The following is a 24,548-nucleotide window of genomic DNA, read 5'->3' as shown; positions in this document are numbered from 1 at the left end:
TCTCCTTAATCTTCAAGAAATCCAGTCAATGGTGATGAAGCTGATGCTCTATTATCAAGTACTCTACCAAGTCCTGAAAGATATGCACTTCTTCCTGCTTCTATAGCATTTTTGAATGCTTTTGCCATAGCTGGTACATTACCTGCTGTAGCAATTGCTGTGTTCGCCATAATAGCAGCAACTCCCATTTCCATAGCTTCGCAAGCCTGAGAAGGTCGTCCAATTCCAGCATCCACAATTATTGGAAGTTCAATTTCATCAACTAAAATTTTGATAAAATCACGTGTACTTAATCCTTTATTTGATCCAATCGGTGCAGCTAGTGGCATAATTGCCGAAGCTCCAGCACTTACCATATCCCGTGCAGCATTTAAATCTGGATACATATAAGGCATCACTACAAATCCCTCTTTTGCAAGAATTTCTGTAGCTTTAATTGTTTCATAATTATCTGGCAACAGATACTTCGAATCACGAATAACTTCGATTTTAACAAAATCTCCGCATCCAACTTCACGAGCTAAACGTGCAATACGAACAGCTTCTTCAGCATTACGAGCCCCTGATGTATTCGGAAGTAAAGTAACATTTTTAGGTATATAATCTAAAATATTTGCATTACCATCTAAATTAGCACGACGTAATGCTAAAGTAATAATCTCTGCACCAGCATTTTCAACAGCTGCCTTTATTAAATCAAGTGAATATTTTCCAGATCCTAATATAAATCGTGAATTAAATTCATGTCCACCTATAATAAGTTTATCAGTATTATTTTCCATAATTTTTTCTCCTTTAATTTCTTACAATTGAACAACTCTCTCTTTAAAGTTATCTTTAATTTTATACTTCTTCTATCCCAAGTATTAACCTTAAAATCATATTTGATTGATGGCCTGCACAAATAGATACCCTTGGAGCCATTAGACCTCTCCCTACCATAGCACCTGTTTCCCTATCGCCACATAAATAAAAATTATCTGTTATTTTTTTTGTAACTATTGTATTACTACTCTCATATCCTGCCATTCCTGAAGCTGACACAATTCTCTTTTGTGGATAACATTCAATAATACCATTTACAAGCAGTGCTTTAGCTTGTGGATTATCAAAAGCTTCACAAATAATATCATCCCCTTCAAATAATGATTGAATGTTTTCCTCTGTGACTTGTATCGTATCAATCGTTACTTCAATAAATGGATTTATTTCTTCAATTTCATTTTTTAATGCCTCTGTCTTATATAAACCAAGATGTTTAATTTTATATTGCTGACGATTTAAGTTACTAGGCTCTACTATATCAAAATCAATTAAATGTAAATGCCCTACTCCTGTTCTTGCCAAACTTACTGCTATATTTGAGCCAAGTCCACCAAGACCTGCAATTGCTACTTTGGCAGCTTTAACTTTTTCAAATACATGTGGAGTATGCCTAGCACACATCAAGCTTTCAAATTCATCTTTTGGCGGCATTTTACCTTTTTCAATAAAGTTTACTTCATCATTTTCACTAAGTTCATAATCATCAAAAGTTTGGAATCCGTTAAAAATAGTTATTATATTCTCTTGATTACCATAACTATTTTTACGCAAATCATGAAGCTTCAAACAATTAGTTGTTACTTTTTTCCCATTAATCTTTATATTCAAATCAGCCACCTCCTACAAAGCTCACAACTTCAATAACATCTCCATCAGCTAATATTTTGTCTTTATATTGAGTTTTAGGTATAATAGAACCATTACACTCAACTGCAACGAAGGAAATTTTATACCCTTCTCGTACTAAATAATCAGATAAACTCAGATTATCTGCATTACTTATTTTATTGCCATTTACGTATATCATAGCCACCCTCCTAAAATTTGGATATAATAAAAAAGGCCACACGAAGACTTACACCCATGGTGGTGTACCCCTTCGTGTGACCTTAATCATCACTCTATAATAAATAATACTAACATAATTCTAGACTGTCAATATATAATATATTTAACTAATAAATCTTTTGTTCCGAAATTTACAATCATTAAAGATTGTAAGCTGTTACTATAGAAAAAAGAAGCTTCTCATAAACATATATTTAAAAATAATTTTTATTGGATTTAGGGCAAGGGTGCTCTGCTAAGCAGAACGCCCTTGCCTTTTATAATTTGGAATATAATGGAGGCGTTTATTATGGAACATGGACAATTGAAACGAACTTTAAAAACAAGCGATTTAGTAATTTTTGGTTTAGTATTTATGATTCCCTTAGGGCCAGCTGGAATGTATGGTGTATATTTAGAACCATCTGGTGGAATGGTTGCATTGTGTTATTTAATAGGGATGGTAGCTATGTTCTTTACTGGAATGAGTTACAAGGTAATGGCACAAAAGTTTCCAACAGCAGGCTCTGTATATGTATATGTTCAGAAAGGTGTATCACCTGCATTAGGTTTTCTAACAGGCTGGGCTATATTATTAGATTATTTTTTAATGCCAGCAACTGTTGTTATCATTGGAAGCATTTATGGTAATTCACTTATACCTTCAATTCCAGCTTGGGTTTGGATATTAGGCTTTATCGTATTTAGTACAATAATTAATGTTTTAGGTGTAGATTTAATGTCTAAATGCAGTTGGGTTCTATTTACATTGCAGATTATTGTAATTATAGCTTTTATAGGATGTATTATTAGGCTTTTACTTAATGGAACTATTCATTTTAGCATGATTTCATTTTATAATCCTGAGCAATTTGATTTATCCAGTATTCTTAAAGCAACAGGTATCGTTATTCTTAGCTATTTAGGCTACGATGCCATAAGTACCTTAGCAGAGGAAACTATTAATCCAGAAAAAGCTGTGGGGAAAGCAATCATACTTTCAATTTTAATTATTGGATTAATTTTTATCGCTACAACTTTTTTTGCAGGAATGGCTTATCCGAATTATCAAGACTTAAATCCTGATACAGCCTTCACAGATGTTGTTACCTTTGTAGGTGGGACATGGCTAAATGTCATAACAACAATTACATTGATTCTTTCCTTTGGAATAGCTACAACACAAGCTTCACAAGTAGCAGTTGCAAGAGTACTTTTTGCAATGGGACGCGATGGAGTATTGCCAAAACAGCTAGCATATATCAGCAAAAAAACACATAGTCCTGTATTTGCCACTGTATTGGTAGGAATCATAATAACACCTATTTCACTTTTTTGTTCTCTTAACTTTATTAGTTCCATTGTAAGTTTTGGTGCATTATTTGGCTTCATTTTATTAAATCTTGCTGTAATCAGTAGATTTTTACTACATAATGACGAATCAATAAGCTTACAAAAGAAAATAGTAAATTACGGAATATGTCCTGTAATTGGTTTTGCAGTAACCATGTGGATTTTTATTAATCTGGATGCAAATGCACATCTAATTGGAGCAATTTGGCTATTAATCGGTGGTTTATATTTAGCTAGTGTTACAAAATTCTTTAAAAACCCAGTTCCACAGTTAGAATTAAATTAATGAAAATAATAGACCACGAAAATCCATATAAATTTTCGTGGTCACTATACTTAATATCTCTAAATCTTATTTTCGCAATAACATAAAAATTTCAATTTTTCTAATTTGAAGTTTGACTTTGCAAGTATTTCTGGCCAAATCTTAATCATTTCATAAGTTTCTTCTTTCTTTTCCTTAGATAGTTTTTCAAAGCATACTAAGTTAGGATCATCTTTCTTATACTTAGCCTCTCCAGCTTTAAAATTCAATTTTTTCTTATAATTGTACCACTGATCATGTTTGGTTTTTGCTAATATCTCAACTTCTCTTTGTGTAAATTCTATAGCTTCCAGCTTTTCATTAACTGAAACCAAATCATAATTTATTTTAAGCAATGAATTTGGGATACTTTTTACTTGCTCTCGATAATAATTTTTTACATCTTCATTTAACTTATTCCATGGTACTAATAATTCACTATTATCACCTTTTTCCTTATTTAAAGACAAATAATTATTATGAATCGCAATTGAAAGTTCTTCTATTTTTTCACTGTAAAAAGCATCATGCATTAAATGACGTAAAAATTGTTCTTCATCTACATGTAATTTTAATTGCTCCTTAGACGGCAGCGATGACTGCTCCCATTTTTTTGCATTGGTTAATATACTCATTTCTAGTATGGCTTCCATTGATCTTGATTCGTGCTTATATCTTCTAATTTTAAGTAACGCTCTAAGAACACCATTATCAATTTGTGCTTCTCTATTTTCATTTATTAAATGAGGTACTTTACGTTCTATCAAAGAACGAAGTAACATAGCTCTTCTTATTATAAATAATTGATCATAATTATCATCAGTTTGATTTGGTCCTAAAATATTTACATAACCTCTTAAGCGGCTTATAAAATCTGGTCCCTTTGCTCCTTTAAATTCAGCTAAAAATTTCTTTTGCTCCTCTTCACTTTCAATATCTTCACCAGAAAATCTACTAAAGGTAATGCTTGTTCCACCTGCAAATACAAATATAGCTTTCCCTATTGGATGAGTGGAATCTCCTTGTCTAAATACTCCATCTTGCATAGGAGCTAAGAAATATTTTAACCAACCTAATTTACCATCAAGGTTAGAATCAAATTCATCAAAAAATACCAATGGTATACTACCTTCCAAAACAACATCTCTTACCTTGTGAAAAGCATTTGCTAAATCTAAAGGCGAACTAAATTGAGATAAATTAAAATCTAACTTTTTAATTAAATTAGAAGCAATACTATTCGCTATTTCAACTATACCAAAGGATTTTCCAGAACCAGGTGTTCCGAATACAGCTATAGAAAGCGGTCTAACTGTATTTTTAGTAGAAATGTATTCTAACATAAGATTTTTTATACTCCTATAACTCTCTATTTCTGCCTTATCAACAGTAGTCAAGTTACCAAATTTAGCTATTGGCATTGAGTTAAGAGCACTTTCAACTCCATTTTTTACTATGTCATATGCTATTTCTGCTAAATTTGTAGAACTCTTATCCTTTAATATATACCAACAAGCACGGCAATTTGGATCTGTCCTTGTAGGAACAACTACATCTTGAACATATTCTTCCTTCACGAAATCATCATCGGCTTCAATAAATATAGAAGCATCAGCGCTATAGGTTGGTGGTTCTTCTCCAAAACCATCTATAAAGAACTTTTGTGCAGCAACAATACCTTTGCGTATTCCACCACTTATTAATTCATGTAAATCTTCATTTTCTGGTATTCCAGAAACAATAGAACTTGAAAGTCCTGCTACAAAACAGGAAGTAAGGCCATACATTTTACCTTGATAATCCTTAATAAAACCACCTTCAAATTCATAAGGTAAAAAATATAATTTAGTTTCCTTTACATCACTATTTCTATAATAAATTGCGCCTTCAAGACCAAAAGGAATTATTAAATGACTACAATTTTCTAAAAAAGAAAGATTTGGATTATTATGAATCTGCCAAATGAAGTCTTGAGCAGTCCTTTCCCAAGATAAACTTTTACTTATATTTACTCCTTTTGAACGTAAATCCTCAGCATTTATAATAACAATCGTATTTTCATTATGAAACTCTTGCAGCTGTTTCCATAGTTCACTAGAATCTATAGGATTACTCATTTGATATAAGATTATTGGTGATGTATTATTTTCTTTCAAAGCCAAAGGCCAAAACTCTTTATTTGCGTTAAAACTATTATTTTCATCATCTAATATAATTAGCTCTGCATAAGGATCATCCTCTATAATTGGAAGGAGCTTAGGAATTCCATGACTAGGTCCTGTAAATCCCATAAATCTACTAACCCTATAAACTTTATTTTTATCATTTTTATTAAACTTTGGGAAAAGTTCTAATTCTACAGTTGAATTAAGAAATTCTTCTGATAAAATCAATTCAATATCTTGTAATTTAGGTGATATTACTGATTTCCCTGTTGCTAATTCAACAAGCTTTGATAGGAATAAAGCTTCACCATTTTTTAAAGTTCTATGCATATTTAACTGACTCTGCCAGTTTAATCCCTTGTTATTCTGTGGGTATGTCATCCACTGTAATGTATTTACACATACGTCTCCTGATACAACAATTTTTATATCTTTATTTTCCACACTAACACCTCCTATTAGAAATTATTATAGTATAATAATTATCATCTAACAAATACTTTTCTCTAACAAATATTTTCAATAAATATTATTTTAATCTAAATACCACTCCCCTAATATCTTTTTCCAAGAGTATAATAAAATTTTTAACAAAAAGAGACACTTTAAAGTGTCCCTAACAAAACTTTTATGCTTTATATAATAATTATTCGCTTTTTATATTCCGCCTCTTTTAGTGCCTTTATATACATTTTAGGTGTTGTATTTGTAAATTCATGAAAATCCTTAATCATATGAGACTGATCATAATAACCTAATTCCATAGAAATCTGTGCCAAATTAGATTCAAGCATATCTTTATCTAACTCATTTAAAATACTCAATAAATATTGAAACCTCATAAGTTTGCAAAATACTTTTGGAGATAATCCAAACTCCTTAGAAAATGTTTTATTTATATATCTAACTGAATATCCTGTTGCTTCTGCAAGTTCATTAATTTTAATCTTCCCTGCTGTCTGTGTGATACTATTCAGCATATATTTTTTCAAATCCTTGTATTTATTAACTTCATTTAAATTAGCATATAGCTTTATATATCTTTCTAAAAACACCTGTATCTGATAATTGAAATCTCTACTTGAAGTTATTTTTTCAAATAACTCGTTATCTTTTATCACCTCTAAAAATGGAATTTCATTCTCAACCAACTCTGACATGGTTATATTTTCAAATTTGAATGGACTTCCTGGTAAAAATCTCACTCCAAAGAAATATTTATTTTCATTATTATGAGTTAAAGTAGGACGAAGAACTGTTCCACATATATGTGCATATGGCGCCTTATCATCACAACAAAATAGAATATCAACACAGCCATCTGGTACTGCAATAAATTGCTTTTCTATAATATCTTCCTTTGTAAAGCAATAGAAATGAGAAATTCCATAATTCATTATAACTGCTTTATAATAATGAGACGTCGTCATTACAAAATACGGCTGCTTAGGACTAATAATATTCTCTTTTATTTCTCCCATCATATATCCTCCCTTCAACTTATTTACTCACTTAAAATAAATATTTATATCCACTATATATCATTTACTTGAGCTTGAAAATATATTTTTAAAGATTATCCATAATAAATTTATTTTAATTATTTAAAATTATATTTTATTCTACCTTGCATCCAATAGCTGCATCCATTTCTATTTCAACTAACTGAGTTGGTCTGTTGAGCATAGGAGTACCAATCATTGTAAAAAGTGGCTTAACCTCAAAAAAAATCTCTGAGTAAGCTCTTGCAATTTCAGCTCCATATTTCATATCAGTTGTATAACCTTTTATTCTAATTACTTCTTCTTTTTTAGAACCAGCTTTCTCTAATAATTTCACCAGCTTTTCAAAAATATACTTTGCTTGCTCATAGGCACTTTCTTCACTAAAAACTGTACCATCAGGCTGTACAGCTGTAGTACCTCCAATATATATAAAAGGTCCTACCTTTACCATTCTAGAATATCCTGTTTTTTCTTCTAAGGGAGCCCCTGATGAATAATTTATTCTTGTTAAATCCATATCAATTCTCCTAACTCAATAATTTAATATTTTTTCGTATAATAATTTTTCTGGTCAGTTTTAAGTTAATTTCCAATCCCGAAACTTGCTAGAATCTAAAAACATTTACTATAGATTTTAAATGCGTTGTATAGATATTTTATTTAAAAATTTAAATTATAAACTAGAAATTGCTGCATATAATTTTTGTAAGTTATAATATAATTCAAATTCTCGAGTTGAATATTTAAATTTTAGCTTTAAACCTATCATAACGAAAAGCACTTATATCAAGAGTCATCTCTTTTCCTTCAACCATTTCTGATAAAAGCATACCTACTGTAGGTGATATTCCAAAACCATGACCAGTGAAGGCACAGGCAAGTATAAGTCCTGGTACTTCTTCTACATGACTTATTACAGGTACGTGATCTTTACACTCATCTATCCAGCCTGCCCAAGTACGAACTATTTTGGCCTCTTTTAAATCTGGAAAATACTTCATTATTCCTCTGCATATACATGAAGCTGTAATACTTGCTGTAGTTGGTGTTCCATTGTCTTTATTAAGCGTTTCAAAACCTGATGCACCTCCAAAGACAAAAGAACCATGCTTACTTTGATGTCCATAAAAATCGGCTTCAGCAGTACCAAGCATTTGATAAAACATTGGCTTTTGAGCTTCTGTAACGAGAACTTCTAAAAGTACTTGATTCATTGGAATATCTATCCCAACTGTAGCAGCCAACTTTCGACTTTCATAGCCTGCTGCAAGAATTATATGTTCCCCTTCATACACATTATTTTTAGTTATTACTTGCCTTGCTTTACCACCTATTTTTCTAATTTCAATAACTTCTTCTCCTGTGATAAAATGAGCACCTAATTCCCTTGCTTTTCGATAAAAACCCAAGGTTGTAGTTAAAGGATTGGCATGTCCATCAGTAGGACACCAGCTTGCACCTATAACTTCCTCTGAAAGATATGGATTAATTTCTCGTACTTCATCTCCAGAAATTATGTTTACCTCAAGTCCACAATCCTGAGCATTCTTAGCAAGATTAGTCAAGATCTTCATATGCTCTACTGTTTTACCTAATCTTAAATTACCTTCTTGATAATATTCCACATCTACCCCTAATTCTTCAGATAGCTTTGGCCAAAGATTTTTTATACCATACATAGCAAGTGGAAGTTCTCTTTTATCACGTCCTGATTGACGAACACCTCCACCATTTCTTGTTGAACCTCCATCTCCAATACTGTCACCTTTATCGAGGACAATAACAGAATGACCTTTTTTTGATAAGTAGTATGCTGCTGCATTTCCAATTACACCACTTCCAATGATAATTACATCTGCACTATTTTTCATGTTATTTACCTCCTACTTGTTCATTTCCGAAGACTTCCATTTCTATAGGCCTCATAGGTGCACGTGATACTGCTGGTTCCAATTCTAAAGGTGATATTTTAAGCTCTCTTGCCACAATCCCCTTAACTAATTTACCGCACGTTTGTCCCTGGCAAAGCCCCATACCTGTTCTTAAATATCTTCTAATTTCTGTTATGGTAAACATACCATCATGTACTGCTTTTCGTATTTCACCCTTTGTAATTTCTTCGCAGCGGCAGATTATCATATCATCATCAGGCTGCGAAATAAATTCACCTATATCTCTTGATCTATCATTTACTTTACTCATAATCTTACCTCCTATGCCTGCTTAAAGAATCTTACTTTCATTCCCATTTCACTTGGAACCTTTATTGTTACTAAATTTGTATTATCAAAAGCTTTAACAGCCTTCACCTCTAATACTTCCACCTCACATGCTTCTTTTCCACTTCTATCTAAACCAATACCTTTTGCACCTTTTTCTGGTAGTGGTAAGAATTCATAAGGAAGTGTCACTGAAGTATAACCTTCTTCATAATCTTCATTCACAAGAAAAATTGATTGTCCAGAACATGATGCAACGCACATTCCACAGCCAATACAAGTTGATTCTTCATCAACAACCGGAAGAGAAGTAATATTAGCTCCTATCTTAATACAGTTTTTTGGACACGCATCTTGACATGGATTACAAGGAATATTTTGCGAACATTCTATAACTGGATGAATTCCTTTCATAGTTTTAACGCCTGGATATTTTATAACTTCTTCGTCAGTTAAATATCCTTTCTTAAGAAGATTCTTTGAAACCTCAAAGCCTTCATCTGTTTTTTCAATATCTTTTCCTTTATTTTCTGGACCAAACATACCTTGTCTCAAACTTGATAAGGCCTTTTCCAATTCTCCTGCCTTTTCTTCTAATTCTTCTTTCTCAACAAACCCTAATCTATAGGAAGCTGCTACTCCCGCAATTCTTCCCTCTATCATAGCTGAACTTGCTTCTTCAATTCCCGAAACATCTCCTGCAGCAAAAATCCCCTTAATTGAAGTTTCACCATATTCATCACATATAGGAACATATCCACCCTTTTTAGGATTCTCCTCCATTTCACAACCAGCCATTTTAGTAAGCTGTGACATGGGTGAAAGTCCTACGGCAAGGCATATAGTATCAACATCAAAGTGCTTTTCTGTTCCAGAGATTATCTGCCAATTACTATCTACTTCCCCAATAGTAACTCCTGTCACGCATTCCTCGCCTTCGGCTTTAATTATTGTATGAGATAAATAAAAAGGAACCCCACATCTAGCTACCTTTGCAGCATGAACACCATAACCACCAATTCTAGGTGCTGCATCTACAATTGCAACAACTTTACAACCAGCTTGTATAAGTTGATACCCTACAACTACTCCAACATTTCCACTTCCAAGCATAAGAATTTTATTACCTGGTTTTACTCCATGAATATTTATCATAGTTTGTGCAGCACCTGCTCCAATTACTCCTGGAAGTGTCCATCCATCAAAGGTAACCATATTTTCAGATGCTCCTGTTGCAATTATTACTGCATCTCCTTTGAAATGAATAACTTCATCATCTATATTTACAGTAACTTCTTTATCTAAATAAAGTCCAATTACTATAGCATTTAAAATAACTTCTACCCCAACATCATTTGCTTCTTGTAATAATTCTTCTCCTATCTTAAAGCCCCTAATTTTGGCTCTATGCTCCTTTGAACCAAAAAACTTGTGTATTTGCTTAAATAGTTGTCCACCTGGTTTAGAGTTTTCATCAAACACAACAACCTTAAGTCCTCTTTTTGCAGCCTCTATAGCAGCCGAAAGTCCTGCTGGCCCTGCTCCAACTACTATCACATCATATCTTTTCATTCAACTAACACTTCCTTTCATAAAAATTTCTATGCTTCTTTTTTAGCTGAAACACCATATTGTGTTTGAACCTTAATACCTTCTGCAAGTGGTGTTACACAAGTTCTTACATTTGGTTTGCCATCAACTACCATTACACAGTCTGTACATCTCCCAATAGCACAAAATATCCCTCTCGGTGATCCTTTTTTAGTATGTCTATGAACTAATACTCCAGCAGCTCTTAAAGCTGCTGCTATTGGTTCTCCTTCATATCCTTTAAATGTTTTCCCATCAAATTCAAAATTAACTAAACGTCCTTTATTATGTTTCCCTAAAATCGGATGATTTTCAATTCTCATATAAAGCACTCCTTTCAACTCTGCTAATTAAACTTAAGCTAATTGTGGTTCATCCCAAAGATTTAACTTAGTCCCAATTCCTTTTTCAATTGCTCTTCTGTAAACTATAGTTCCCCATGCAACATCTTCTATTGGCATTCCTCCAACTGAATAAATAACAATTTCATCTTCCTTGCGATGTGCCGGTATCTTACCAGTTAACACATCTCCTAAATCATCAATTTTATCTTTACTCATCTTTCCTTCAGCAATTAAATCCATGCAGTGTACTGCAGGAATTGGAATAGAATTATATGCTGGGAAATCCATTTCTTCTGCCCATGCTTCATATAATTGAATATTATCTGTAACAGTTCTTGCTCTATTTAAAATAAAATCATCATCAAATCTTGCTGCTGCTGGACAACATAGTATTGCACCTGGTTTAATCCATTCTTCACTTATATAAGGATATTCGTTTATATCACCAGTTGGGCTTGATGTAGCAATATGTACAATATCGCAATCTCTAACAGCAGCTTCTATTGTATCCACCACTATGATATCTTTAATTTGTGGATATTCCTCATTAAGATATTGAATAAATCCATCAATTGATTTTTTACTTCTCCCCTTAATCTTAACTGTTTCGATTCCTGATCTAACCGCCATAGTTGCTGCAAAGGCTGTCTTACTCATAACACCAGGTCCGATAATTCCAACTACTTTAGAATCTTCCTTTGCAAAATATTTTACTCCAACTCCAGGAACTGCTCCTGTTCTATAAGCACTTAAGATATTAGCTGACATATATGCAATAGGAGCTCCAGTGTCCTTATCATTTAAGGTAAGCATAAGTATTGATCTTGGTAGTCCCTTAGTTCTATTTTCTACATTTGATCCATACCACTTCATTCCAGCCATATCAAACTTTCCACCTAAATAAGCAGGCATTGCCATAAATCTTCTATCTGGCCCATCCTTAGGCATATTAGGGAATATAGGCTCTTCTGGGAAGACCATCATAACTCCATGTGAATTTCCATTAGGTCCACCCATACGGTAGTCTCCCATTTTTAATAACTTGAACATTTCTTCCATGGCTTCTACGCATCCAGCCATTTCTTTTACTCCAGCTTTAATCATGTCTTCTTCATTTAAATAAAGAAAATCTATCTTTGTATCTTTCATATTAATACTCCTCCAAACTTAACTATAAATTTTATAGAAAAAGGTCTAGGTTCTTCTTCGAACCTAGACCTCATTGTCTTTCTTGTATTTAATATTACTTTAAGTATTTAAAATAAAATTGTAAAAATCGGAACAGAGTTTCAAAGTTTTTCAATTACAATCATGGACTATTAATATAAAAAACTTAAGTTATGATTTAAAGTCTACAACATTATAATTCAGAATAGCATTTATCAACTATTTCTTTAATTTCTTCTGATAGTTCAATTGATGATGAAATAACTAATTGATTCATAAAATTATTGTTAAAGATTTGATAGTAAAAGTCTTTTCCCATTTCATCTATATCTTCATAGTTTTCCTCTAACTTTTTAAACAGTGTTTCCTCACCAAGGCCAGTTCTATCTATAAAGTAATATATATTAAGCTTATTCACTTTTACATGTTCCTCTATTAGCTTAAAATTATCTTTATCAACAACAAATCCATAAACGTAGTCTTTATCGGTTTTCTTAGAACCTTTTTTTACAGTTAAGCCAAACATTGATACTTCAGGTATTTTCTTTATCTCAATTTTTTTATATGGTATTCTTGTAAATTCTAAGTGTTTTACCATTTCTATAAATGTACTTTTTGATTCTTCCTGAGGTCCACAATAAAATAATTTAGAATCTATAACTCCAAGACATAAATTATCTCCAATTAACTCTCTTAAAACCTTTTCTTTAAAAGCATCCTTTTGTTTTATTCCATAATACCCTACAAAAATCTTTAATCTATCTTCATCTTCTTCGCTTCTTACCTTTAACTTGTTTCTACCGAATAAAAACATATTATTTTCCTCCTCAATAAGTAATCTATACTATTATACTATATAACATAACTTATAGAGTAAGTAAAACTTATAAATAATATGTTCTCTTAAATATTCAATACGATACTCATCATCAACGTATCCATTTTCATCTGGAGTATCTACAGCTCCAAGCCCATTTTCAACAATATTGAAAAATGCACAACTTAAGAGCTTCTCTTAAATTGTGCACTAAATTTAATTTGCTAAACTCATTTATATAGGCAATTATTTAAAACTTACATTTGCCTAAATATTATCACTTTAATTTTTACTATTTTTCTGAATTTTCAGCTTCTAATTCATTCAGATAACTCTTCTTATCTATTACACTAAAGAATGGTAAGTATATTAAAGCACTTAAAGCAATTATTAACACTTGCACTAACGCAACTCTCCAGCCATCTACACCACCTGCTAAGAATCCTGACATTAATACTGGAGTTCCAAGAGGAACTATTGTTGTTAACCTTGGTACTACTTTAATGTATGTTAATATATATCCTATTACACTTGCTATTAATGGTGTACATATCCATGGAATTGCCATGTAAGGATTAAGCACCATAGGGGTCGCAAATACAATTGGTTCATTTATTCCACAGATATTAGATAATACTGCTAATTTTCCAAGAGTTTTATATTGCTTACTCTTAGCTCTCAAAGCCATATATATACAAAGTCCAAGAGTTGCCCCAGAACCTCCGCATAAAGCATATACGCTAAAGAAACTTCTATTTATAATATTAGGTAATTCATATAATGATACACCTGCGTTCATTGCTTCAATGTTAGCTGCAGTTAACGATGTCCATAATGGATAAAATATTGGTAATATAACTGCTGATACACCATGCACTCCAAAAAACCATAATATTTGTGCAAGTAATATAGCAAATAGGAATGAGAATATATTATTTCCAATAAATGCTTCTAATGGTTTTTGAATCAAGGTATATATTAAAGAATGTAATCCGTCTATTCCTTGTATTGGTAATAATGTAGTAGCTTTATTTAAAAGCATAAATAATATTATGATAACAAATCCAGGAATTAAACCTAAGAAAGATTTTGTAATTGTTGGTGGCACCCCTTTAGGCATTTTAATAGCTAATCCACTATCTATTAATTTATTATATATAACTGTTGATATTAATGCTACTATAATTGCAACAAATAATCCTTTTGCACCTAAATAATCAAAAGTGAAAACATTAGCTGCTGGAGCTTTTACACCATCTGGCAATACAACTTTATTAGCTTTTAAGAAATTATTAATTATACCTGAAGTATTTGAAATTGGTGTTATAGCTAAGAATGTAAATAATGAAATCATTCCTGCTACACCTGCATCTTTATCAAATTGTTTTGCAAGGCTAAATGCTATAAAAAATACTGCATATACTGCAAGCATATCATTAGTTACCATATTAGGTATTGTTAATATAGACTTTAATCCTGTATTTGTAATAAATTCTTGATATGCTGGTATTGATAATGAATTAAATAATGAAAATATAGCACCTACTATTATAACTGGCATAATAGTCATAAATCCATCACTTACAGCTTTCAAATACTTGTTAGCTGCTATTTTATTAACCTTTGGTATTAAATTTGTTTGTATATACTCTTTCATTGTTGTTCCCCCTTATTAAAATATATATTAAAAATTTATTTTTACATATTTAAAGCATCATTTAATACTTTTTCACCATTCATCATTCCATAATCAATGCTATCAATCACTGCTATTTTCATTTTTTTCGAAACATATCTTTCTTTAATTTCCTCTAATAAATATCCTACTTGTGGTCCTAATAACAAAATATCTGTATCGTTTTCATATTCTATAAATTTTGATTCAGCGATAGCCCTTATTACTACATCTACCCCTTTATCTTTGGCTGCTTCTTCCATATTAGAAACTAACATACTTGTTGAAAATCCCCCTGCACAAATTAATGTGATATTTTTCATGATAAATTCCTCCTAAGATGGTAATTAAGTATATATAAATTTAATTAAAAGTAATATAAAATACTTTTATTTTAAAAGCAAAACTATCTTTATTTACTAAACTTTTCATACATGTCTACAAATTCTTTTGCCATATCTTTAATTGTCATAGCATTCATTAAGTGATCTTGAGCATGCACTAATAGTAAATCAACTTCTGTTTTATTACCTTTTGCTTCATTATGAATTAAATTCGTTTGCACACTATGAGCTTTTCCTATTTCTGTTTCACATTCTTCTAACTTTTCTCTAGCTTTTTCTATATTTCCATTCTTAGCAATTCTTATTGCTTCCATTGCTCTACTTCTTGCATTTCCAGAATTAACTATCAACTCCATTATTATAGTTTCCATAGCTTTGCCTCCAATTCTCTCTCCAACTCTATTGTTCCTACACTAATATATAAGCAATAATCATGCCATGTTTTATCCTTTTTTTAAAAAACTAGTTTTGCTCCTAGTTCACTGTTTTCAATACTTTGAGAAAAAGAAGCTTTTTAAGAAAAAACAACACACATATTCAATGTGTGTTGTTTTTTCTTGCTTTTCGCAACCCACATCACTTATGTGGGTTATTTTTTAAATACACCTTAGGATTAAAAAAATTCATTAAGCAACATATCTCTTCATCAGAAATAATAATTGAATATTTAGTATTTAATGAAGTACATGCACTTTTTATAATTCTATATAAATTAAGGTTTTCTTTTATATAAGTATCCTTACCTTGAAAGTCATCTATATTTTTCCCTTCTAAAAGCCTATCTATCATGCAAGACATATGAAGAGCTATTCCTATAAGTACGTTAGTTGTAATTTTAATATTTAAAGCTTCAGAAACGGTTTTGCTGAATCTTTTAACATCCTTAAGAACTGCTTTTCCATCAACATTTTTTAATTTATTCTCCAAGGTTTCCTGCATTTTTACATAGGTTTTTTCTATATCAATTAACTTTTGAATATTATCAATGCAATTTCCTTCAATAATATCATCTAGCATAAATTGAGGATAATCTAAATCTAATTCAAATGGTCCTACAAAACATAATATATCATATGCTTTTTTTATTTTTTCTATTCTATCATAAATATTTTCCTTACCTATAAAATTAAGTGGAACTATCTCAATAAAATTATGGTCAAACTTAACAGAATCTTCAATAAGAGTTTTAATAGTCTTTGCACCACCTTCACCAGTCGTACAAATTGTTATAATAGCTAATTTTTTTTCTTCACTTTCTTCTGGCTCATAATCCAAAACATTATTGTCATATAAATTGTTTACTTCTAGGGTTTCTTTATAAATTTCATCCAATGAATAACCTATTATTGCTTTTCTTGTTGCTTCTATTGCATGTAATGTACATGCTAATGGTACAGTTCTTGTTTTTATCTTAAATTCACTTTCAACTTCTTTCCCAAAGGTTGTTAATGAACCCATGTCTACAAGAAAAAGTATATCTGTTTTAATTTGATTTTCTCTTATATATTCTTTAACCTTTTCCAAAATATTCTTCGGTCTTTCTTCTATTGGTGCATTTATTCCTATAGCATATTTGCTTCCAAGTAAACTATTAACTGCATCTGCCATGGAGGTAGCTGTACTAACTCCATGAGCAATTATTATTATTTTAACGTCACTTCTTACTACTTTAATATTTTGATCATCATATATTAAAAACATGGTAATAAATCCGGCCTCATCTATAGGCATATGTATATCAATGTCTCTATCAATAATTTTTATTGCATTTAAAGCTATTTCAAATTCATTTTCATATTCTTTTCTTATAGAATTTAATTTAGGATTTGAAATCTTCTTATTTCTTCTAATCCTATCTATTGAATTATTAATGTGTACAGCCAAACCATAATAAATCTTTTTATCAAGTTTTCTTTTTAATTGATCTTCGCAGAATTCAATAACATCTTCTATAACCTCCATTATATCTTTATCTACAATATTATTTAAATTTGTAGTATCAATTTTACCATAAACCTTATTCATATATTTTTTGAAATAATCTTCTATGTTTTTTTCCATTTCTTCTTCAAGTTCTATTCCTCTTATTCCCCTACTTTTAAGTTCTCTAGTTCTTAGGTCCAGCATTTCATAGATATTTTCATCAGTTGTATTTTCTTCAAAAATAATTTTTTCTTCATTTTTATCAAAGATACAATATCTTTTATTTATATCGATAAGTTTATTCCACAATTGCCTATGTTCTATTTCTTTATATAATCCTTCCCTTATATAAGATAGTAAATCCACACTATTTATTTTGATATCATCTTTTCTATTTGACAAATAATCTGCATATGCTTTTGCACAAGCAAGCTGTATATCTGATTTTAATTGCCCAACATTATTTTCACAATTATAAGATAAAAATGCTTTGATTGAATTGATAGATACTTTAATACTTTTGCCAAGTCTTCCTGACTCTTCAATCATAAATTGTTTTATAAGATTAAACCTTTCTTCCATCCCTCTATCTTTTAATGCAGGTATGGTTATTACCATTGGAATTCTTCTTGTAAATGTTTTCAGCAGAGTCGTGTTTGGATCTTCAGTAGTTGCTGTTATTATAAGTACACTTGCACTTCTTTCACTATCGGTTTCTCCAAGTCTTCTATATACCCCTTTATCCATAAAGGTAAAAAACATTTCCTGACCTTCTGCTGGAAGCCTATGAACTTCATCTAAAAACAAAATTCCTCCGTCTGACTTTTCAATAAGGCCTGCCTTATCTAAATCTGCCCCAGTATATGCTCCCTTTTTTGCTCCAAATATTTGTCCAAGCAGTAATTGTGGATTATTAGCATAATCCGCACAATTAAAAGTTATAAAAGGACTATTTTTTGATTTCACCTTCATCTCAATTGCATATTTATATATTAACCCTGCAAAAGTTGATTTACCAACACCAGTTTCTCCAAGCAATAAGATATTCATTCCATTTGGTGGATATAGTATAGCAGCTTTTGCCTGTTCAACAGCAACATATAAACTCGGATTTTTTCCAAGAAATATATCCATAATAGATGTGTCATTTATATTATGTTCTTTTATCTCTTTTGATTCACCATTATTAGTTTGATTCTTATTGTACCCATCATTTATTTTAAATAATGTAGGTTTCCCTTTTGTTTTTATAACCTTTTCTTGTGTTGCTAATTTATTTAAATCTTTACTTACATTTGCTCTATCTAAATTTAGCATTTGGGCAATATCAATTGCTGAGGCTCCATTAGGATTTGAATCTTTCAACTCTTTAAGCTTTATAAGCACTAAATCAATTCTCCTCATTTGCCAATTCCTCCTTTTTTTGTCTTGTACTTTTGTATGAATCTTATTATATTATGATTAAACCACAAAAACTGTAAAATAATGTAGTTTAGTTTGGTAACACTATTTCAATTCCTTGTTTTAAAGCATTTTTAGCTTTTTCTTGTGAATAATATGCACCACCAACTAGTAGTTTACAATTTGAATCATTGTTTTTTGAAGCCAAATTGGCAATAACATCATCAGCAAATTTTGAATTGCTATGAATATTCTGCTTAAGATCATATTCAATTATAATTAGCAATCCAATAATAACATTAATAGGTGAATTAGGTCTTGAGGCTTTATCACTATATAATTCAGCATTATAAGGTTCTTTCTTCTTAAGTATGTGGTAAATAGCAGTTAAAAGCATTCTTGCAATTGCAATAATAGCTCGCTTGTGTCCATAACATTTTTTTAGATTTAAATAGCGGTTTCGAATTTCAGGATGCTTCTCACTTTTAACGACAGCGGTAGCACACTGTACTAATAGAGGTTTTATATAACAACCAGCTTTTGAAATTGTTACTGACTTTTTCTTTCCAGCACTCTCATTATTCTGAGGTGTAAACCCTGCCCAAGAGAAAATTTGTAAGCTTAAATCTGTACCTCATTAGGTCACGAAGTTCCCTAATAGGTAAAGGCGGCATAAAGCTACCAGCAACAAGATCATGCTTAAACAAATCGGCAATCCATTTAGCAATAAAAGAGATTTGTTTATTCAAAGATAAGTCTGCGTGCTTTAAGTCACACTTATTTGTGCTTGGACGAATAATCTACACATATAATTATGCGGTCACTCCTAATAGGAGCAGCCCACTCGCCTCCCCGTGATTTGTAGTTAACTGTTATCCCTACAAAATAAATAATATAAAATAATTCGCTCAAAGCCAAGAACCGATAACATTTCATTGCGCTTTATGCCTTGAGCGAGCGAAAGGAATGATTATGATTATGAATGAAGTAATAAAAGAAGCAGACTCTGCTGTAGCACTTAAAAATATGATGCTCGCTGCTCATTCACTTAATATTTGTTCGTGCTGGATATAGTCTTTAAGTATCGTTCGAGATGATCCCAATGTTATAGGTATGCTTTCAGAACTTGGTATTCCAGAAAATTATACCATATTGGGCACTGTTGCTTTAGGTTTTAGCAATAATATTAATTAAAAAGCGGCACCTCGAAAAGATGGAACTGTAAATATTATAAAATAAATTTTTAAGCTGAGTGAAAGTTATTATCGCTCACAACTGAATAAAAGTATGTGCGTAAATCATACACTTTTATTTAATTTTAGTTTCCCACTTATTTAATCTTTTCAGAGTGACTTTCTACCACTTAAATTGCACAACATTGCCAACCACACCGATTTAATGTAACTCCCTAACGTTAAAGCTTAATTCTTCGATTTCATCGCACTATAGTTATTTAAATGGTAATCTTACTTCAAATGTAGTACCCTTATCATCACTATAGGCCGCTACCATTCCTTGATGTAATATAATATTTCTTGTAATAGCTAACCCTAATCCAGGCCCAACTATATCACTATTTCTTGTTTAATTTTTTCTGCTGTAGCAGGTGAAGCTGTATAAATCATTACTTTTAAATCAGGATAGTTTGATAATTGCAAATTCACATGTTCAAACTCCAACTCTCCAATTTCAGGATGATTCCATACTTTATGACAATCAGTAACAGTTTTAACTTCATAACGAGGCCACCATAATCTGAATAATTCACTTTTCTCTTTAAATCTCTCAATCATTTCATTTAATCTTGCATCTTGGGGATACCTAGCACAATCTGCCCTAAATCTTGCAATAATGATTTTAGCTCGTTCCTCCAAATCTGAGTTAACTTGTCTTTTTAATGTATCTGTTAAAAATTGCTCCAATATGTTTGGCTTTGTATCTAAATTCTCAGAATATGAAGAAAACCTAAATAAAAATTCTGCTGCACGATTCCATAACAATACATCCCAATATTTATTCATTATGTATGCAGGATTAGGTTCTAATGCGAAAACAGTTCTTTCTAATCCTTTACTAACTTCTTTATAAATTTCTATTTCTTCTAATTCATCTGATTTGGATAATAAAAAAAGATATCGACGTTCATCATCAGATAATTTTAATGCAGCAGCCAAACTTTCTAATACTTGATGAGATGGATGTACGTCTTTCCCCTGTTCTATAGACGTGTACCAAGAAAGACCGATATTTGCAAGTTGAGCAACCTCTTCCCGTCGAAGTCCTGGAGTACGGCGACGTCCATGTGAAGGCAATCCAACCTGTTCCGGTGTAAGACGTTCTCTAGTTGCACGTAAAAATTCACCTAGTGACTGCTGTACTGTAATCTCTTTCATTTACTTTCCTCCTTATATCCTACCACTCTCAATCATAGGATAACCACAATATGGTTAAACTATTTTAATCCTGATATATTAGAAATATAACATAAAAATAATTAATAAACAAAACTATTTAGATTGGAGTGAATTAATTAATGAAGATATTTTTAACTGGGGCAACAGGCAAAGTTGGAAGCCGTTTTGTACCATACCTACTTAAACAAGGACATGCTGTTCGTGTTCTTGTAAGAACTGCTGAACAAGCACTCGCATTGAAAGAACAAGGTGCTGAAGTAGTCATAGGTGATCTTTTGAATAATAAAAATCTCGCTGACGCTATAAGAGGTGTTGATGCCGTAGTACATACAGCAGCTCAATTTCGAGGTGATATTAATGAAGAAATAGCTACAGCAGTGAATCTAGATGCGACTATTGAATTAGCTAAAGCAGCGCTAGATTCAGGTGTCACAAGATTTATTTTTACCAGCACAGGCAATGTATATCGCGATTTAAATGTAAACAGACTATGTAAAGAAGATGATGTTCTTATACCATCTAATTTGATGTATCCAAAAACAAAACTTGCTGCCGAGGAAGCTTTACTAAAATTACATTGTGATCAAGGGCTAGATGTTCGTATTATGAGATTATCATTTGTCTATGGTGATGGTGATCCACACATTGAAGAAATATTACCTTACATGATTAACTGGAATCCGTTAAGAAAGCAATCTATGATTCATCATGAAGATGTCAATCAAGCATTATTACTTGCTGCTAGCACACCTGATATTGGCGGCCGTATCTATAACGTTGCAGATGATAATCCTATTGCTATAGGTGAATTATATAAACTGTATGAAGGACCAGAGCAAACACCTACTGAAGATGGATGGCTTATGAATAACCTATGGGAATTAACTGCAGATCCTGCTCGTATTAAAGATGAACTAAATTTCCACCCAAAATATCCTTCTATTTATGTTGCTAAGGATATGGGAGCCTTATAGGTGCAATTTACAAAACCTAGAAAGCATATAAATAACGCTAAATTTTAATTATAAAATTGATTGTTGTTTAGCTTTAGATAAAAAAATCATAATAGCCAAATTATAAATTATGATGGAACACTAACTGACTACTACTCAAGTGATAAAGGAATTTAACTAGAAAAACAGTCATATCAAAGCTTTTAGTTTATGACTTTGTGAAAGGTCATGAACTTAAAACTTTTGGTATGACTGACTTAAAAGACAAATATTTTGTCCCGAGATGAATATAGTTTATTCATATAACCATAAATCATAATCTTCAGCATTTTTTCTTGACGATACTTGATTTTCTCTTACTCGAGAATAAGCCGAATAATATAAATCTTTTAAATCCATCTCCTCTACAAATTGACTTAGTAAACCCACCGAATCATTGGCTGGTATTATATAATCAATATTTAATGGAAGTTTTAATTGATAAAACGTTTGATTAATTGTATAATTTTTCTGCGAAATATTTTCTTTTAGCATAGAAATATTTTATCATAAATCCCAGATTCATAGAGTTTGAGATTTATTTTTTTGCACGAAAATGAGCTGTGCACTAATTATTTAGTGCGGCAGCCCCTTTTCTATCCCCCATATACGTACTTTCACATTGATTGGCAGCAAAGCCACACACGCACAAATTTTGGGTGGAAATTATATAATATGTTCCTTCGATGCTTACATTTATTTTAATTTATCCATTATATCTTGAATTTTTGTATCATTTGATTAAGTTTCTGAGAAAGCTCTGCTTGAACTTGTGAAGCTTTTGCCACCTCATTAATAGCACAAGTGATTTCCTCAACACTTCCTAGTATTTCCTCAGATCCTGTTGCAGATTCCTGTGCGACTGCCGATACATTTTCAATTGCACTACTCACTTGAATTATTACCTCATCAATTTGCTTAGATGAAGCTGCAAAGTTATTTACTACATTTGTCATAAACTCAGCATCTTTTTCATATTGAAGACCTGTATTCATTAAGAATTCGTAATTAGGTTTTACATTATTAGATATAAACTCAAGAACATCTTGTCCACTTTTAGAAAGATTGTCAACTGAATTTTGAATTTTCGAAACCATATTTCTGATATTCTCCACAGCTTGAGACGACTGCTCAGCTAGCTGTCTAACTTCATCAGCGACTACAGCAAAACCTTTTCCTTGTTCACCAGCTCTAGCAGCTTCAATAGCAGCATTTAAAGCAAGTAAATTAGTTTGTTCTGATATCTCTGCAATAGAATCTGCCATTATTTTAACTTGCTCAACAACTCTTGCTTCCTCAATAGCTCTTTCAATATTAGAACAATTTTCTTCATAAATTAAATTACCTTCTTCTATGTTTTTGGATGCAGTATTCTTTATGTTTATAGCACGTTCTTTTATTTCATTTGCCGAAATCATTGTATCAGTAGCACTTTTTGCAAGAATATTAGTGGTAGCAGTGACTTCCTCAGTTGAAGCATTTACTTCTTCTGTCGTAGCACTTAAATCTTGAGAGCCCTTAGATATATGTTCTGTAGATTTATTTACAAGCTCCATTTTAGAATAAATCTCTTCTGTATTCGCTGAAAGTTCTTCACTTGTAGCACTGATTTCACTAATACTATTAACTAATTCACCAATTAAATTATGTATATTACTTTTTGCGTTATTTAATGCACCTGCAAGGTTTCCTATCTCATCTTTAGATTGTATTTCTATTGACTTAGTTAAATCACCATCACCAAGAGCATTAGCAAAGATCAACACTTTTTTAAGCTGTTTTGAAATTGCAATTGATATGGATAAACCAAGAATAATTGCTATAATAAAACTTAGCATTACTAAAGCAGTTGTAATATAGGAAGTATTTCTATATGTTAATTTGTTTGAAGCATTAGAGTTATCAGCATCAGATATATTATTATCTATTAATTGATCTAAAGTCGATTCTATAGATCTTCTAACATTAACAACATTTCCTTTAAATCTTTCATTAGCAGCATCGTAATTATTTTCATCTACCAACTTTGATATTGAATTCATCTCTTCTTTATATGTACTTGCACTTTTTTTCAAATCAGAAAGAATTTTCTTATCATCAGCAGAAGTTAATGTCTTTTCATATGTTTCCATAAGTTGATTACTCTCATCAAATAAAGAGTTAATATCTTTATTTAAAGTAGCATTTTGTGGACCTTTACTTTGAAATATGATTCTTATAATATCGGTACGTATTTCAGCAAAGTTAAGTCTTAAATCATATAGACATTGTATTGAATTTAAATTTTCATCATGCATTTTTATTGCATTATTATTAATTTTGTTCATATTATTTAATCCGACAAAGCCTACAACCCCAACTAATATTGCTACAATAATAAAAGCTGATATCAATTTTTGAGAAATTTTTAAATTTTTAAAATAGTTCATAAACAATTTTCCTCCCTAATGTGTAGTTAAATAT

At 31.3% G+C, this 24,548-nt stretch carries 22 protein-coding genes and 2 pseudogenes; 2 read left to right on the top strand and 22 right to left on the bottom strand.

All coding sequences use genetic code 11. The features are described 5' to 3' along the window. Positions 1-5: 5 nt before the first annotated feature. From L3B98_RS04365 to thiS, 3 genes are all read right to left on the bottom strand, one after another. Complete coding sequence (locus tag L3B98_RS04365) at positions 6-782, bottom strand: thiazole synthase (RefSeq protein WP_238915757.1); 777 nt, start codon at positions 780-782, stop codon at positions 6-8. A 61-nt stretch (positions 783-843) separates the two neighbouring features. Further along, positions 844-1,653, bottom strand: coding sequence for a sulfur carrier protein ThiS adenylyltransferase ThiF (gene thiF, locus L3B98_RS04360; protein ID WP_238915756.1), 810 nt, complete (start codon positions 1,651-1,653; stop codon positions 844-846). A gap of 1 nt (position 1,654) precedes the next feature. Continuing rightward, positions 1,655-1,852, bottom strand: a complete 198-nt coding sequence (gene thiS, locus L3B98_RS04355) for a sulfur carrier protein ThiS (RefSeq protein WP_238915755.1) — start codon at positions 1,850-1,852, stop codon at positions 1,655-1,657. A gap of 330 nt (positions 1,853-2,182) precedes the next feature. Between thiS and L3B98_RS04350 the strand changes: the two genes are divergently transcribed. Further along, entirely contained in the window at positions 2,183-3,511 is a 1,329-nt protein-coding gene (locus tag L3B98_RS04350) for an APC family permease (protein WP_077366085.1), read from the top strand. A 59-nt stretch (positions 3,512-3,570) separates the two neighbouring features. Here the strand turns inward: L3B98_RS04350 and L3B98_RS04345 are convergent, their stop codons facing one another. The 17 genes and pseudogenes from L3B98_RS04345 to L3B98_RS04265 all read right to left on the bottom strand — a co-directional run bounded on the left by L3B98_RS04345 (position 3,571) and on the right by L3B98_RS04265 (position 21,072). Further along, positions 3,571-6,138 carry a Ryanodine receptor Ryr gene (locus L3B98_RS04345; protein WP_238915754.1) on the bottom strand — a complete coding sequence of 856 codons (2,568 nt, stop codon included), beginning with the start codon at positions 6,136-6,138 and terminating at the stop codon, positions 3,571-3,573. Positions 6,139-6,329: 191 nt separating this feature from the next. Next, positions 6,330-7,178: a helix-turn-helix domain-containing protein gene (locus tag L3B98_RS04340; RefSeq protein ID WP_238915753.1), complete on the bottom strand. Its 849-nt coding sequence runs from the start codon at positions 7,176-7,178 to the stop codon at positions 6,330-6,332. 133 nt (positions 7,179-7,311) lie between these two features. Beyond that, entirely contained in the window at positions 7,312-7,716 is a 405-nt protein-coding gene (locus L3B98_RS04335) for a Rid family hydrolase (protein WP_015394969.1), read from the bottom strand. A 226-nt stretch (positions 7,717-7,942) separates the two neighbouring features. Beyond that, on the bottom strand, positions 7,943-9,070 hold the full coding sequence (locus tag L3B98_RS04330; RefSeq protein ID WP_015394970.1) for an FAD-binding oxidoreductase: 1,128 nt from the start codon (positions 9,068-9,070) through the stop codon (positions 7,943-7,945). A gap of 1 nt (position 9,071) precedes the next feature. Next, on the bottom strand, positions 9,072-9,401 hold the full coding sequence (locus L3B98_RS04325) for a (2Fe-2S)-binding protein (RefSeq protein ID WP_009172312.1): 330 nt from the start codon (positions 9,399-9,401) through the stop codon (positions 9,072-9,074). A gap of 11 nt (positions 9,402-9,412) precedes the next feature. Next, positions 9,413-10,990, bottom strand: coding sequence for an FAD-dependent oxidoreductase (locus L3B98_RS04320; RefSeq protein WP_238915752.1), 1,578 nt, complete (start codon positions 10,988-10,990; stop codon positions 9,413-9,415). Between the two features lie 29 nt (positions 10,991-11,019). Further along, positions 11,020-11,331: a (2Fe-2S)-binding protein gene (locus L3B98_RS04315; protein WP_238915751.1), complete on the bottom strand. Its 312-nt coding sequence runs from the start codon at positions 11,329-11,331 to the stop codon at positions 11,020-11,022. Positions 11,332-11,364: 33 nt separating this feature from the next. Continuing rightward, complete coding sequence (locus L3B98_RS04310; protein WP_238915750.1) at positions 11,365-12,501, bottom strand: tyramine oxidase subunit B; 1,137 nt, start codon at positions 12,499-12,501, stop codon at positions 11,365-11,367. Positions 12,502-12,712: 211 nt separating this feature from the next. After that, on the bottom strand, positions 12,713-13,333 hold the full coding sequence (locus tag L3B98_RS04305; RefSeq protein WP_238915749.1) for a hypothetical protein: 621 nt from the start codon (positions 13,331-13,333) through the stop codon (positions 12,713-12,715). Positions 13,334-13,366: 33 nt separating this feature from the next. Continuing rightward, a complete protein-coding gene (locus L3B98_RS28830; protein WP_343073621.1) occupies positions 13,367-13,504 on the bottom strand; it encodes a hypothetical protein in 138 nt (45 codons plus the stop codon). Positions 13,505-13,628: 124 nt separating this feature from the next. Beyond that, positions 13,629-14,993, bottom strand: a complete 1,365-nt coding sequence (locus L3B98_RS04295; protein ID WP_015394975.1) for a PTS transporter subunit EIIC — start codon at positions 14,991-14,993, stop codon at positions 13,629-13,631. 41 nt (positions 14,994-15,034) lie between these two features. Further along, on the bottom strand, positions 15,035-15,334 hold the full coding sequence (locus L3B98_RS04290; protein WP_077366092.1) for a PTS sugar transporter subunit IIB: 300 nt from the start codon (positions 15,332-15,334) through the stop codon (positions 15,035-15,037). Positions 15,335-15,423: 89 nt separating this feature from the next. Then, positions 15,424-15,726 (bottom strand): PTS lactose/cellobiose transporter subunit IIA, encoded by a 303-nt coding sequence (locus L3B98_RS04285; RefSeq protein ID WP_077366093.1) that lies wholly within the window; start codon positions 15,724-15,726, stop codon positions 15,424-15,426. A 205-nt stretch (positions 15,727-15,931) separates the two neighbouring features. Further along, the gene (locus L3B98_RS04280; RefSeq protein WP_077366094.1) at positions 15,932-18,682 is read right to left on the bottom strand and encodes a sigma-54-dependent transcriptional regulator; all 2,751 of its coding nucleotides are present in this window, start codon (positions 18,680-18,682) and stop codon (positions 15,932-15,934) included. 331 nt (positions 18,683-19,013) lie between these two features. Continuing rightward, positions 19,014-19,404, bottom strand: a pseudogene (locus tag L3B98_RS04275) (transposase); the annotation flags it as partial. 724 nt (positions 19,405-20,128) lie between these two features. Continuing rightward, positions 20,129-20,263: pseudogene (locus tag L3B98_RS04270) on the bottom strand (two-component sensor histidine kinase); the annotation flags it as partial. Further along, entirely contained in the window at positions 20,245-21,072 is an 828-nt protein-coding gene (locus tag L3B98_RS04265; protein WP_077366095.1) for a helix-turn-helix transcriptional regulator, read from the bottom strand. The pseudogene L3B98_RS04270 and the gene L3B98_RS04265, both read right to left, overlap by 19 nt. A 140-nt stretch (positions 21,073-21,212) precedes the next feature. Here L3B98_RS04265 and L3B98_RS04260 point away from each other — a divergent pair, with 140 nt between their 5' ends. Then, entirely contained in the window at positions 21,213-22,067 is an 855-nt protein-coding gene (locus L3B98_RS04260; protein WP_238915748.1) for an NAD(P)-dependent oxidoreductase, read from the top strand. 273 nt (positions 22,068-22,340) lie between these two features. Here L3B98_RS04260 and L3B98_RS04255 read toward each other — a convergent pair whose 3' ends face one another. Further along, positions 22,341-22,580 carry a hypothetical protein gene (locus L3B98_RS04255; RefSeq protein WP_343073599.1) on the bottom strand — a complete coding sequence of 80 codons (240 nt, stop codon included), beginning with the start codon at positions 22,578-22,580 and terminating at the stop codon, positions 22,341-22,343. A gap of 218 nt (positions 22,581-22,798) precedes the next feature. Further along, positions 22,799-24,514 carry a methyl-accepting chemotaxis protein gene (locus L3B98_RS04250; RefSeq protein ID WP_238915747.1) on the bottom strand — a complete coding sequence of 572 codons (1,716 nt, stop codon included), beginning with the start codon at positions 24,512-24,514 and terminating at the stop codon, positions 22,799-22,801. Positions 24,515-24,548: the final 34 nt, after the last annotated feature.

Origin of the sequence: Clostridium sp. YIM B02555, assembly GCF_022320955.1 — a bacterium.
GTDB classification, from domain to species: Bacteria; Bacillota; Clostridia; order Clostridiales; family Clostridiaceae; genus Clostridium; species Clostridium saccharoperbutylacetonicum.
The sequence above is the reverse complement of the archived record's forward strand: the minus strand, read 5'-3'. Positions and strand labels throughout refer to the sequence as shown.

Bases quoted from the DNA above. Each gene is read 5' to 3' on its own strand.
- L3B98_RS04365 (WP_238915757.1), bottom strand. From the start codon at position 782: ATGGAAAATAATACTGATAAACTTATTATAGGTGGACATGAATTTAAT.
- thiS (WP_238915755.1), bottom strand. From the start codon at position 1,852: ATGATATACGTAAATGGCAATAAAATAAGTAATGCAGATAATCTGAGT.
- L3B98_RS04350 (WP_077366085.1), top strand. From the start codon at position 2,183: ATGGAACATGGACAATTGAAACGAACTTTAAAAACAAGCGATTTAGTA.
- L3B98_RS04340 (WP_238915753.1), bottom strand. From the start codon at position 7,178: ATGATGGGAGAAATAAAAGAGAATATTATTAGTCCTAAGCAGCCGTAT.
- L3B98_RS04335 (WP_015394969.1), bottom strand. From the start codon at position 7,716: ATGGATTTAACAAGAATAAATTATTCATCAGGGGCTCCCTTAGAAGAA.
- L3B98_RS04330 (WP_015394970.1), bottom strand. From the start codon at position 9,070: ATGAAAAATAGTGCAGATGTAATTATCATTGGAAGTGGTGTAATTGGA.
- L3B98_RS04325 (WP_009172312.1), bottom strand. From the start codon at position 9,401: ATGAGTAAAGTAAATGATAGATCAAGAGATATAGGTGAATTTATTTCG.
- L3B98_RS04320 (WP_238915752.1), bottom strand. From the start codon at position 10,990: ATGAAAAGATATGATGTGATAGTAGTTGGAGCAGGGCCAGCAGGACTT.
- L3B98_RS04315 (WP_238915751.1), bottom strand. From the start codon at position 11,331: ATGAGAATTGAAAATCATCCGATTTTAGGGAAACATAATAAAGGACGT.
- L3B98_RS04310 (WP_238915750.1), bottom strand. From the start codon at position 12,501: ATGAAAGATACAAAGATAGATTTTCTTTATTTAAATGAAGAAGACATG.
- L3B98_RS04305 (WP_238915749.1), bottom strand. From the start codon at position 13,333: ATGTTTTTATTCGGTAGAAACAAGTTAAAGGTAAGAAGCGAAGAAGAT.
- L3B98_RS04295 (WP_015394975.1), bottom strand. From the start codon at position 14,993: ATGAAAGAGTATATACAAACAAATTTAATACCAAAGGTTAATAAAATA.
- L3B98_RS04290 (WP_077366092.1), bottom strand. From the start codon at position 15,334: ATGAAAAATATCACATTAATTTGTGCAGGGGGATTTTCAACAAGTATG.
- L3B98_RS04285 (WP_077366093.1), bottom strand. From the start codon at position 15,726: ATGGAAACTATAATAATGGAGTTGATAGTTAATTCTGGAAATGCAAGA.
- L3B98_RS04280 (WP_077366094.1), bottom strand. From the start codon at position 18,682: ATGAGGAGAATTGATTTAGTGCTTATAAAGCTTAAAGAGTTGAAAGAT.
- L3B98_RS04265 (WP_077366095.1), bottom strand. From the start codon at position 21,072: ATGAAAGAGATTACAGTACAGCAGTCACTAGGTGAATTTTTACGTGCA.
- L3B98_RS04260 (WP_238915748.1), top strand. From the start codon at position 21,213: ATGAAGATATTTTTAACTGGGGCAACAGGCAAAGTTGGAAGCCGTTTT.
- L3B98_RS04255 (WP_343073599.1), bottom strand. From the start codon at position 22,580: ATGCTAAAAGAAAATATTTCGCAGAAAAATTATACAATTAATCAAACG.
- L3B98_RS04250 (WP_238915747.1), bottom strand. From the start codon at position 24,514: ATGAACTATTTTAAAAATTTAAAAATTTCTCAAAAATTGATATCAGCT.